Here is a 12,091-nt window from a genome sequence, read left to right on the forward strand (position 1 = left end):
TATCAACAGAGTAATGATGCGTCGGCTTATACACAGTGTCGGTTTGCCCCGAACCCGGGCGGGCTTGCCTACACTCGCAGTCAAACCTTACAGAGATCGCCGTACAACGCTGGCCGACGATCTCGCAGATATGGCGTGTCAGAACGCGATGTGGTAATGAGCGCTGGGTCGAGTTCGACGACGATCAATTCTTCCTGGCTATCCGATGCCAGGCCCAATACGCTTCCGTCAGGGCCAGCCACGCTGCTTTGCCCGCAATAATGGATCTGTGCTTCAGTGGCGCAATAATTGGCGTAGGCAACGAAACACTGATTCTCTTGAGCGCGAGCTCTGACAGTCACTTGTGCGATGAAGTCATACGGCCGCATATTGGCGGTAGGAACCAGGATCAGATCAGCGCCTGCCAGCGCGAGCTGGCGGCTGTTTTCCGGGAATTCGATGTCGTAGCAAATCAAGAAACCAAGCCGCCAGCCATTGAACTCGATAACCGGGCTGCGATCACTACTCGCGCTGAACATACGCTTGTCCAGGTCACCGAACAGATGCGTCTTTCGATAGTTGGCAAGTTCCTGGCCTTGCACACTGATCATTTGCACGCTGTTGAAGATACCCTCGTCATCGGCCAGCTCGGGATAACCATAGACAATCGCGATACCTGAGCGACGTGCGATGTCAGCGACGTATTGGGCTGCGGAACCGTCTTTAGGCTGCGCCAGCCGAGCCACAGCATCAGCGCCGATGTTATACCCAGTCAGGAACATCTCGGGGCAGAGCAGCACGCTTGCCCCGCGTGCTGCGGCAGCATGAGCCTGGTGGCTCAGGCGTGCCAGGTTGCCCGTGACGTCCAGTGGCAAAGACGCACATTGGAATAGAGCGATGCGCATGAAGTCATTCCTTAATCCGCCAGTGTGATCGGACCCAGCTCGGCAAAGACATCACCCGGGCCAGGATTTTCAGCGTGCGACTTGCCGCCGAAGTGATTCATGATTCCCCAAACGGCGTTCAGTGACGTCTGCACTGCGCCTTCAACCCAGGCTGGAGTCCAGGATACGTCGTCACCGGCGATGAATATGCCACGCTGCTCTACCGGCATTTTGTCCTGCATGAAATGGGCGTACATGCGTTGGTTATAGCGGTAGTGGCCCGGCAAAGCCCCTTTGAATGCCCCGAGGAAATAGGGGTCGGCCTCCCAGGAAACCGTGATCGGATTCCCGATGATGTGGCCAGCGATGTCCACATTCGGATAGATTTTTTTCAGTGCTTCCAGAGAAAGTTTGACACGTTTCTCGACGGGGTGCGGCAGCATCTTCAGCGCATCGCTCATCCACGAATAGGACAGGCAAATCACACCTGGCTTATCGTCTCCGTTATCGAACAGGTAGGTGCCGCGGGTCAACCTGTCGGTCAGCGTCATGCTCATGACATCACGGCCGGTTTCCGGATCTTTGTCTTTCCAAAAGGGGCGGTCAACCATCACAAATGTCTTGGAGGCTTGCATATAGCGAGTGCGATCGAGCGCCATCCACATTTTTTGCGAGAACAACGATTCTTCGCATTCGATCTGGGTCGTCAGCAACCAGCTCTGGCAGGTTGTCAGGACGGCCGCATAGTGGCGGGTATCACCCCAGCTGTCAGTGACTGCCAGTCGGCCATCCTCGGCGCGGGCGATGCTCTTGACCCCCGAACGTGGTGCGCCGTTGTGCAGACCAATCAGGTTCGTTCCGGCCGGCCAGTGAGCGCACTGCTGCGGCGCATGCCGCCAGATCCCCTGGGGTACTTGTTCTACGCCTCCCACGATCAAGTGCTGGTGGTCATCGCAATGCGTCATGACCACGCGAAAAATCTCCAGCATCGAATTAGGAAAGTCTGAATCCCACCCTCCTGTGCCGAATCCTACCTGGCCGAACACTTCGCGGTGCAAATAGCTGAGTTTCGCGAACGATTTCGAGGTGGCGACAAAATCGTAGAATGTGCGATCGTCCCACAGTGGTATTAACGTGTTCCACAATGCCTTCAAGCGCGGAACGTCGCGCTCACGAATCGCGTGCTCGATGTCACTGAAATGGGCTCGCTCTTCTAGCGCATCCGCCCAGGCATCTGCGACCTCTTGAAACAGCTTCGGCAGGTCCGAAAGCTGCTGTGCGTAGTGCGTTTCGCCTTCTAGATCGACAACCGTGCTGCCGGATGCGCTCGTCAGCGGATTTGGGAAAGGCTTGGTTTCGAGCCCCAGCTTATCCACGTAGTGATAGAACGCCGTCGACGAAACCGGAAAACGCATACCACCCAGCTCAGCAATGATTCCATCAGTCCCTTCGAACGCTTGGGAGCGCAGACGACCACCCAATCGCGAAGCTTCATAGATAACTGGCTTGAGGCCCAGTTTCATCAATTCATAGGCAGCCACCAGGCCCGCAATCCCCCCACCGACAATGGCGACTTCTTCGCCGTGACACTCGGTTGGAATACTTCCCAGCCCGGCCGGGTGTTCAATCCAGTCATCAAATGCAAACGGAAAATCAGGACCGTAGATCGTGACAGGTTTCTTGCCGTCGACCGGGTGACGGTTGGCTTTATTCAAGATGCAGCTCCTGGGCGCCATGCAATTGCGCGCATGTCTGGGTTGGCGATAGCAAACATTCTAAGGGGCGTAGCCCGAAACGGACATTCGCGTCGGTGATGAGACGAATCCGTTGGCTATAGGAATAGGTACCAGTACAAAGCCACGTCGCGCCTGACATCCTCATCAAGCTCGCTATACAGGTGGCGGTCAGAACAGCTCATTCATTTTGACGTCCAAAGGTTTTCCGCCACTCGCTAGGGCTGACTTGATTTCTGTTCTTGAAGTGCTGGCGCAGTGACGTCGGCGTTTTAAACCCGACGAGATCCGCGATCGACTCCACCGGGAGCGTCGTACTTTCCAACAGCTCTCTCGTGCGTTGCAATCGTTCGTTGGTGAGCCACGCCATGAATGACATGCCTGTTGCCTTATTGAAATGCCGTGTGAAAGTTCTTCGACTCATGGCTGCACGTTGCGCTAGGTCGTCCACCGAATGTGCTTGATTCAGGTGTTCACGCAGATAGTCCATCATCTGGTTGATTCTGGCGTCTTGCGTTGATGAAGCAACAGGCTGTTCAATAAACTGAGCCTGTCCACCTTCTCGGTGAGGCGGCACGACCATCATCCGGGCGACTTTGTTTGCCGTTTTTTGGCCGTAGAACTTGCGTACGATATAGAGACAACAGTCCAGGCTGGCCCCTGTGCCGGCAGATGTGATCAAGCCATCATCATCTACATACAGCGCATTCATGTCCAACTGCACTTGCGGAAAACGCAGTTTGAAATCCTGCTCCGCCATCCAGTGTGTGGAAGCGCGTTTGCCATCAAGCAAGCCTGCATAGGCGAGTGCATACGCACCGTAGCACAGGCCAACCACATGGGCTCCTCGCTGGCGTGCCTGCAGCAAGGCGGCCATTAGCTCTGGCTCAGGACTTTCGTCTAGATCATGCCAACCAGGAATCACCACGATGTCTGCCTGCGCAAGCAACTCCAGCCCGCCATCAGGTTGAACAAGCAATGCGCGCTCGGCAGCCAGTGCTGTACCGCCTGGCGCGACGATCTTCAGGTCGAACAGCGCGTGTTCGGGAAAATTGACGCTGAATATCAAGAACGGCACGCCAAAGTGAAACGGGCTGAAGCGGGGGTAAGTAACGAGGGCGACGAGGGGAAGTGGCTTTGGCATGGCGTTAAAGAGCGAATTGGCCCAAATCTTTCGAAGATTGACTTATGGGTCAATTCTATAAAAAAGCTTCAGGCACAACAATAGGTGCTTCTACAACTTCAAATCTGATGATTACGTATGTACTCGATGAAAGCCTTTGCCCCCTTGCTGGTCTCGCTCTCGCTTGGAGCCTTCGCGGCTACCGCTTGGTCAGCCCCTGAAACTACCACCGGCATCTCGGTCAAGGTGCAACAGATCCGTAACGCGACGATCAAAATCGACTTTTCTGGTACGACCTTTTTGGTAGACCCTATGTTATCGGCCAAAGGGGAGTTTCCAGGCTTCCCGGGTACTTACCGCAGCGAACTGAGAAATCCTTTGGTAGATCTACCTTTTCCAGTGAAGGATGTGCTTGAAAGTGTGGAAGCGGTGGTTGTGACCCACACCCATACGGACCATTGGGATGAGGCCGCTCAAAAAGCGATTCCCAAGAACCTGCCTATATTCACGCAGAACGAAGCTGATGCCAAGATCATTCGCAATCAGGGCTTCAAAGATGTACGCGTACTCGAAGCCTCGTCCACATTTAATGGTGTGAGACTGAGCAAAACCGGAGGTCAGCATGGCACTGATTTGTGGTTTGCAGACCCCGCACGTGCTGAGGCGATGGGCCCAGTCATGGGGGTCGTGTTTTCAGCTCCTAAGGCTAAAACGGTATACGTGGCTGGCGACACGGTATGGCGTCCGGAAGTGGATCAAGCACTGAAGCAGTACAAGCCAGACGTGGTGATTCTCAACACCGGGAGCGCGATCATGAGTGGTTTTGAGGAGCATCCCATCATCATGGGCAAGCAGGACACACTGCAAGCCGCAAAGGCAGCACCTAATGCGGCAATCGTGGCTGTGCACATGGATGCAGTGAACCACATGTCACTCAGCCGCAAAGAGCTGCGTGGCTTTTTGCAAGACCAAAAAATTGAGAAAAGGGTGATGATTCCCGAAGATGGTGAGACCTTGAGGTTCTGATTGTTCGGTGATGAGCGTTTCCACCGAAACAGGCATGGCCCCCTCTCGTGTTCTCGCGCCAGCCGATGGCGAAGCGATGAAGTTCTAATGAAGCAAGGCTGCCCAAATTTTGAGCAGCCTCTAACTCAATAAGGAAACCCAATGAAAAAAGCACTAATCGTTATCGATATTCAAAATGATTATTTTCCCGGCGGTGCATTTACATTGGAAAATGCCGATGCAGCATGCAAAGGTGCCGTGGAGGCCATAGAACAAGCAAAGCACGACGGATGGCTGGTTGTTGGAGTGCAGCACGTCAACTCTCCGCACGCACCCGCTTTCAAGCCCGGCACCAAAGGCGTGAAAATCCACAGTGCCATTGCCGCCGCATTGGGTGACGCTCCAATCGTCGTAAAAAATGAAGCCGACAGCTTCTTCGAGACAAACTTAGAGAAAATCGTGCGCGAAGCAGGCATCACCGACATTTATCTCACTGGCATGATGACTCAGCATTGCGTCACCCACACTGCCCTATCTCCACAAGCGCTCGACATGAACGTCCACATCATCGCTAAAGGCTGTGCCGCCCCAGCCCAAGCCTTGAGTGACTTAGCCTTGCAAGGCCTGAGCGCTCGATGCGACGTGGAGTAGAACCAATTACTGTCGTTATCGAGTTCGAACCCTGCGCAAGGACCTCCAGCGCAGGACCAATCCTTCGCAGATATCCTGATGAATCGCCAAGGACCTTAGCCGCCAACCAGACCTGAAAGACAAAGTCCTGAAGGACTCTTGGGATCGCCCAATGCAAGGACGATCGTGAGATGGTTGAGGCCGGCTTCGACTCGGAATTGCGCGTCATGAACAGTATGCTCCAGCAATGATGCAAACTGTCGGCCCTGAGAGTGAAATGGCGCGGTATCCCTTTCACTGACCATGACGATACGTCGAGGGCCGCGCATTTGACGGGAGGTCAGAGGTGACCATGCCGAGGCTTCGGCGGGGGTCATTCTCGCTTCGCTCTTTAAGAAGCTGCCGGGGATATCTGTGAGGTCGTAAATGCCACTAACGAGTAGCAGGCCGCCAAGCGTGGGCAGATCCGGCGGGGCGCATTCTTCCTCGGCACCTACCGCGGCCAGGTAGCTTGCCAAATGCGCGCCTGCCGAATGGCCGCTGGCGGTGAGGCGCTTAGCGTCGGCGCCGAGATCCGGAGCCATCGCGGTCAAATGCCGAACAGCCGCGCGAACCTGCGCGACGATAGGTCCCAGCCTGGTGCCAGGCATCAGGTCGTAGGTGACAAGGGCAGCAATTCCGCCCACAGCCAGCACGGGCGCGGCCACAAGCCAATGATCCTCTTTGCTGCCCGAGCGCCAGTAACCGCCGTGAATGAACACATGAAGCGGAGCACCTTTTGCCATGCGGGGCGGAAGAATAATATCTATCCGTTCACGTGGTCCCGGACCATAGGGCACGTTGGGCCGTATTTCGACCCGCTTGGCAAACTCTCGAGACCGGACAGCTGTCTCGGTGACGATCTCGTCGAAATCCGGGATGAAATCGCGGTTGCGATAAAGGTCTTGAGTCATGTTCAACAGTCCACCGCGAAATATTTTGGCCCCAGGAATTCGAGCACACCCATTACGCCACCTCCGCGCCCTGCATCACGTCGGCAACACCGGAATAAGCGGCTTGGACAAGCTTTCGCATGTCGCTGCGGTCGAGCGGGCGGGGATTATTCTGGATCAACCGTTCGATGCCGCAAGCTTGATCCGCCACCCAATCCAATTGATCTTCGACCAGCCCAAGCTGGGCCAGCGTGGGCGGAATCCCGATACGGGCGAACAGCGCCGCGATAGCGGGAATCACCGCTGCGCCGTTTGGCAGGCTCATGACCGCGGCCATTTGTTCTAGTTCGGCGCCAATCACAGGACGGTTCCATTGCATCACCCAAGGCATCAGGCAAGCCACACCCGCCCCATGTGCGGTGTGAGTGACTGCGCCAACCGGATATTGAATAGCATGGGCCGCGGCCGTGCCGGCGACACCAAACGCCAACCCCGCGAACATTGCCCCCTGCATCACCTGAGATCGTGCGACCAGATTCTTGCCGTCTGCGCATACAGCCTCAAGTCCTTTCCACAGCAGCGAGATTGCGGTCAGCGCGTATTGATCGGATAGCGTATTTTTGCCGATGAACACTCTATCTTGGGTTAAGCCAGGGGTGACCTCGCGACGTGCGGCGGTGAACGCCTCGATCGCATGGGTCAGCGCATCGGCGCCGGCGATAGCGGTCAGCGTAGCGGGGCAAGTCAACGTCAGCTCAGGGTCGCAGATCGCCACCATCGGAATCAAATAAGGACTGGAGATGCCCACTTTGAGCGTTCGCTCGTTATCTGACAGGACCGCGACCGGAGTGACCTCCGAGCCGGTTCCGGCGGTGGTCGGAACGGCGATCACTGGCAAGACGGGGCCAGGCACCTTCAGCTCGCCGTAGTAATCCTGCGGTTGCCCGCCATGGCTCAGCAGCAGCGCGATGCACTTCGCCATATCCAGACAAGAGCCTCCGCCGACCCCAATCACCACATCCGCGGCGAACTCACGCGCGGCGTCAGCGGCGAGGAGCGTGGCGGGTACCGGCACATCTGGCAAGGTGCCGCTTTCGATCCGCACAGCCAGACCGCTAGCCTGTAAGTCCATGACCATAGCCAGGAAATCAGCGTCACCTGCCAGGCGCTGATCCGTGACTACCAGCGCCCGCCGACCCAGCCGTTTCGCCACAAGGCCCAGCGCCTTGCGTTGTCCGCTGCCGAATATCACTTCGCGCGGCGATCTCATTGCACCGAAATGCGTCATTCAGCGTCCCCTCGTTGTACTTATCGTGACGACCGCCAGCATGCGGCCGCGCTTATTTGGTATAGACCCGATCCCATAAATCATATCGTATAGGATATTTTATTTGACATTGGATATGATATTTGCCACCATTTGTGCATGTCAAGATGAACTTACGGAGCGCCCTGAGGAAATGGCCGTGCAACGAGAAAGTCAGAATGGTGTCGCCGTGCGCCGGTCAAGCGTGGTCGATGATGTCTACAACGGCATCTATGAACGACTGATGTCGCTTGCCATTGCACCCGGCGCCCGCATTCCCATCGATTTGATCGCCCGAGACCTGAACGTCTCGCAGACCCCTGTGCGTGAAGCCCTTTCGCGGCTGGAACGCGAAGGGCTGGTTCACAAGGCACATCTCATTGGCTACAGCGCCGCCCCACAACTGAGCCGCAAGCAATTCGAGGATTTATTCAACTTCCGGTTGCTGATCGAGCCGGAAGGCGCACGCCTGGCGACACTGAATATGACCCCCGCCGCACTTGACCATATCGAGAACATTGCGGCCGACATGGCGGATGGGGGAACGCCGGTGGATCGGACCAGCCGTTATTCTCGTTTTGCCCGAATCGACTCGGATTTTCACGACGAGATCATGAGGATTGCCGGGAACGAAATCATCCGCGCGACGCTCTTCAATCAGCACGTACATCTGCACCTGTTCCGCCTGATGTTCCATAGCCGCGTCACCCAAGAGGCGCTGCAAGAGCACGAGAAGTTGCTGGCGGCCTTCCGTGCGGGGGACGCGACGGCCGCACAAACCGCCATGCGTGAACATATCCAATGCTCACGTGATCGCCTGATGGCGGCCTTCGAATGATTGCCGCTGACGCTTCACCGCTATCGGCCACCATCCCGGCGGCGGTAGACGCGTGTTCCGTTCCGACGCTGGCCGCCGCGGGACTGACAAAAGCCTATGGCCCGATCACCGTTTTGTCCGATGTCACGCTGGATATTCGCGCCGGCGAGGTCCACGCGGTGATCGGCGAAAACGGCGCAGGAAAATCGACATTGATGAAGCTGTTGGCCGGCTACGTAAGCCCCACAGCAGGTCGTCTGCTCATGCAAGGGCAGCCGATCGCTTTCGCCGATGCCGCCGCAGCAGAAGCTGCAGGCGTCGTCCTGGTGCATCAGGAAATTCTGTTAGCACCCGATCTGACGGTCGCAGAGAATCTCTTTCTTGGCCGTGAACTATCACGTGGCATCCTGATCGATGACCGCGCCATGAACCAACGCACTGCCGACGTGATGGCCTCTATCGGAGCCCACTGCCACCCGCGCGACCATGTGGGCGACCTGCCGTTGGCACAACGGCAGTTGGTACAAATCGGCCGGGCGCTGCTGCAACCGCGCAAGGTCGTGATTTTCGATGAGCCTACCGCCGTTCTGGCCAACGACGAGGTCGCCGCACTGCTGGAGGTGGTCCGTGGACTAAGGGCACAAGGGGTTGCCGTCCTATATATTTCACATCGCCTGGACGAGGTTCAAGCGCTGGCCGACCGCGTCACCGTACTGCGCGACGGAAAGATGATCGGCACCTGGCCCGCGTCAGGCCTGGCGCAGCGCCGCATGGCCGAGCTGATGGTCGGCCGCCAGCTCGACGTGTTGTATCCCCCTAAACGCCCACCGTCATCGGGCGCCCCGCTATTGGTGGTTGAACGGTTATCGGTCGATCGCGGCGCGATCCAGGCGAGTCTGACGATTCGTCGTGGCGAGGTGCTTGGTATCGGCGGCATGATCGGCTCTGGTCGCACCGAACTGTGCGAAGGGCTAATGGGTCTGCGGCCCGCCGAGGTAACCCGGATCGAACTGGCGGGTAACGCGGTCGAGCATCTGTCAGTCAGGGACTGGCGAGAACGGGGCCTGGTTTATTTGACGGAAGACCGCAAGGGAAAGGGCCTCTTGCTGGACGAGCCGCTAGCCCCGAACCTGACCCTGCAGGCGCTGGACCGAATCCATCCGCGTCTTGCGCTGGATCACGACAAAGAGGCCGCAGCACTGGATAAAGCCGTTCGCGACTACGACATCCGCGTCCATTCAGTCCACCTGAACGCCGGCCAACTGTCTGGCGGCAACCAGCAAAAACTATTGCTGGCAAAGGTGATGATGACCGACCCTTCAGTTGTCATTATCGACGAGCCGACACGCGGCATCGACATCGGCAACAAAAGCCAGATCTACGACTTTATCGACCGCCTGGTTCGATCAAACAAAGCTTGCATCGTGATTTCATCAGAACTGCCGGAGCTTGTCGGCCTCGCAGATAGAGTCCTGGTGATGCGTGGAGGACGCATCGTGGCCGAGCTCACTGGCGACCAGATTACCGAACATAACGTCGTCTATGCGGCCACCAGTGGCAACGCGCATGAGATAGACCTGCAAGACCCTATAACGATAAATAAGGTAGGAGACCAGAATGACAAGCGCGACGACGAATATCGCGATCATTAAAACGCCACGACGCATCCGCTGGGCGGCCATGGGCCCGTTCATCGCACTGGCAGTGGTCGTGTTGGCCGGCACGATGCTGAACTCGAACTTCGCGACCGGAACCAACATGGCGAACGTCGTCACGCGATCGGCCTTCATCGCGATCATCGCGGTGGGCGCAACCTTTGTGATTTCATCTCGCTGTCTCGACTTGTCGGTCGGATCGATGATGGCCTTCGTGACCGGCATCATGATCCTGACGATGAACCGGCTTGAACCCTCGATCGGAGCCAACGCTATTTTCGTCGGCGCGATCGTGGGGCTTCTGGTCGGTGCGGCCTGTGGACTGCTGAATGGGTTGATCGTGACCGTGGGCAAGATCGAACCCTTCATCGCCACACTTGGCACGATGGGAATTTTTCGCGCCCTGATTACCTGGATGTCCGATGGCGGCTCGATTCCGATGGCCCGGGAGCTGCGCGAATCCTACCGGCCGGTCTATTTCGGAGATGTGCTCGGTATTCCGATACCGGTCGCCATCACGTTGGCTGTCGCCCTGGTCGGAGCCTTCATCCTGTACCGAACAAAATACGGACGCCGTTGCATGGCCACCGGTTCGAATGCCGATGTGGCGCGCTTCTCGGGCATCTCGGTCACGAAAGTACGCACCATTGCCTTTGTGATACAGGGACTCTGTGTCGCCATTGCGGCGATCTGCTATATCCCCCGGCTCGGTGCCGCGACACCGACGACAGGCCAATTGTGGGAATTGCAGGTCATTACCGCCGTCGTGATTGGCGGCACGCTACTTCGGGGAGGCAAGGCCCGGATCTGGGGAACCGTCGCCGGCGCACTGATTCTGGAGATGATTGCAAACCTGATGGTGCTATCCAACATGGTTTCGGAATACCTCGTCGCAGCCGTGCAAGGGGTCATCATCATCCTCGCCATGTTGGCGCATCGCTTCATCAAATAATCACCACGACAAAGGGTGAAGGTTTTCAAAGGAGACATGACATGACAACCATAATCAGGAGACAAACAATGACATCTATAACCAAGCGTGCACTCGCGATGCTGGCCCTCAGTCTGATGGCAGCTACCGCAACCAGTGCCTTGGCGCAGACCAAAAAGACAATCGCCGTTTCAATTCCGGCAGCCACTCACGGCTGGACAGGAGGCGTTGTCTATCACGCAGAACAGGCTGCGAAAGAGATAAAGGCCGCATTCCCCAATATCGATGTTGTGGTAAAGACGTCGCCTTCGGCGACGGCGCAAGTATCGGCATTGGAAGATCTGTCTGCCAGCCAGAAGCTCGACGCATTGGTCATCCTGCCCTTTACCTCGGAAGAACTGACCGGCCCGGTCGCGCAAGTAAAGGCGGGAGGCACCTTTATCGCAGTCGTCGATCGCGGCCTGACCGACCCGACGATTCACGATCTGTATGTCGCGGGCGACAATATCGCCGTGGGCGCAAACACCGCGAAATGGCTGGCAGAGAAGTTGGGTAAAAAAGGAAAAATCGTCGTGCTGCGCGGCATCCCGACGGTGATTGACGATGAACGAATCAAGGGTTTCACCGACGTCATTAACGGCACCGACATCAAGATTCTCGACATTCAATATGCCAACTGGAACCAGGATCAGGCCTTTACGCTGATGCAGGACTATCTGGCCAAGTATCCTCAGATCGACGCCGTCTGGGCCAATGACGACGACATGCTGCTGGGTGTGCTGGAAGCGATCAAGCAATCCGGCCGCACCGAGATCAAATATGCATTGGGTGGCAACGGCATGAAAGACGTGATCGAACTCGTAAAAGCAAAAAACCCCGTCACTCCTATCTCGACGCCCTACCCGCCCTCGATGATCAAATCGGCCATCTACATGACGGCAGCCCAGCTCAGTGGGCAGGCGCCGATGCGTGGAAGTTTCAAGCTCGACGCGCCGTTGATCACACCCGAGAACGCCGACCAGTTCTATTTCCCCGACAGCCCATTCTGACGATAGTTGGCCGGGACCATCATTCCGGCCGTGATAACAGCCCAAAG

General features: G+C 56.9%; 11 protein-coding genes. 6 read left to right on the forward strand and 5 right to left on the reverse strand.

Annotated elements, in window-relative coordinates:
- Nucleotides 1-80: 80 nt before the first annotated feature.
- From ACNAZS_RS11685 to ACNAZS_RS11695, 3 genes are all read right to left on the reverse strand, one after another.
- Nucleotides 81-884 carry a carbon-nitrogen hydrolase family protein gene (locus ACNAZS_RS11685; RefSeq protein WP_415789314.1) on the reverse strand — a complete coding sequence of 268 codons (804 nt, stop codon included), beginning with the start codon at nt 882-884 and terminating at the stop codon, nt 81-83.
- A gap of 11 nt (nt 885-895) precedes the next feature.
- A complete protein-coding gene (locus tag ACNAZS_RS11690; RefSeq protein ID WP_415789316.1) occupies nt 896-2,578 on the reverse strand; it encodes a flavin monoamine oxidase family protein in 1,683 nt (560 codons plus the stop codon).
- A 199-nt stretch (nt 2,579-2,777) separates the two neighbouring features.
- Nucleotides 2,778-3,740: a GlxA family transcriptional regulator gene (locus tag ACNAZS_RS11695; protein WP_415789318.1), complete on the reverse strand. Its 963-nt coding sequence runs from the start codon at nt 3,738-3,740 to the stop codon at nt 2,778-2,780.
- 117 nt (nt 3,741-3,857) lie between these two features.
- On the opposite strand from ACNAZS_RS11695, the gene ACNAZS_RS11700 reads away from it, so the two are divergent.
- Both ACNAZS_RS11700 and ACNAZS_RS11705 read left to right on the forward strand, forming a co-directional pair.
- Nucleotides 3,858-4,745 carry an MBL fold metallo-hydrolase gene (locus tag ACNAZS_RS11700; protein ID WP_415789320.1) on the forward strand — a complete coding sequence of 296 codons (888 nt, stop codon included), beginning with the start codon at nt 3,858-3,860 and terminating at the stop codon, nt 4,743-4,745.
- A gap of 141 nt (nt 4,746-4,886) precedes the next feature.
- Nucleotides 4,887-5,375: an isochorismatase family protein gene (locus tag ACNAZS_RS11705; protein WP_415789322.1), complete on the forward strand. Its 489-nt coding sequence runs from the start codon at nt 4,887-4,889 to the stop codon at nt 5,373-5,375.
- 95 nt (nt 5,376-5,470) lie between these two features.
- On the opposite strand, the gene ACNAZS_RS11710 is transcribed toward ACNAZS_RS11705, so the two are convergent.
- A complete protein-coding gene (locus ACNAZS_RS11710; protein WP_415789324.1) occupies nt 5,471-6,307 on the reverse strand; it encodes an alpha/beta hydrolase in 837 nt (278 codons plus the stop codon).
- A gap of 52 nt (nt 6,308-6,359) precedes the next feature.
- The gene (locus ACNAZS_RS11715; RefSeq protein ID WP_415789326.1) at nt 6,360-7,574 is read right to left on the reverse strand and encodes an iron-containing alcohol dehydrogenase; all 1,215 of its coding nucleotides are present in this window, start codon (nt 7,572-7,574) and stop codon (nt 6,360-6,362) included.
- A 172-nt stretch (nt 7,575-7,746) separates the two neighbouring features.
- Between ACNAZS_RS11715 and ACNAZS_RS11720 the strand changes: the two genes are divergently transcribed.
- The 4 genes from ACNAZS_RS11720 to ACNAZS_RS11735 all read left to right on the forward strand — a co-directional run bounded on the left by ACNAZS_RS11720 (nt 7,747) and on the right by ACNAZS_RS11735 (nt 12,044).
- Nucleotides 7,747-8,430 carry a GntR family transcriptional regulator gene (locus ACNAZS_RS11720; RefSeq protein ID WP_415789328.1) on the forward strand — a complete coding sequence of 228 codons (684 nt, stop codon included), beginning with the start codon at nt 7,747-7,749 and terminating at the stop codon, nt 8,428-8,430.
- A complete protein-coding gene (locus ACNAZS_RS11725) occupies nt 8,427-10,061 on the forward strand; it encodes a sugar ABC transporter ATP-binding protein (RefSeq protein ID WP_415789330.1) in 1,635 nt (544 codons plus the stop codon). Before ACNAZS_RS11720 ends, ACNAZS_RS11725 begins: the two co-directional genes overlap by 4 nt.
- A complete protein-coding gene (locus tag ACNAZS_RS11730) occupies nt 10,027-11,016 on the forward strand; it encodes an ABC transporter permease (protein ID WP_415789332.1) in 990 nt (329 codons plus the stop codon). Before ACNAZS_RS11725 ends, ACNAZS_RS11730 begins: the two co-directional genes overlap by 35 nt.
- 68 nt (nt 11,017-11,084) lie before the next feature.
- On the forward strand, nt 11,085-12,044 hold the full coding sequence (locus tag ACNAZS_RS11735) for a substrate-binding domain-containing protein (protein WP_415789334.1): 960 nt from the start codon (nt 11,085-11,087) through the stop codon (nt 12,042-12,044).
- Nucleotides 12,045-12,091: the final 47 nt, after the last annotated feature.

Source organism: Bordetella tumulicola, assembly GCF_965138755.1.
GTDB lineage: Bacteria > Pseudomonadota > Gammaproteobacteria > Burkholderiales > Burkholderiaceae_B > Bordetella_A > Bordetella_A tumulicola.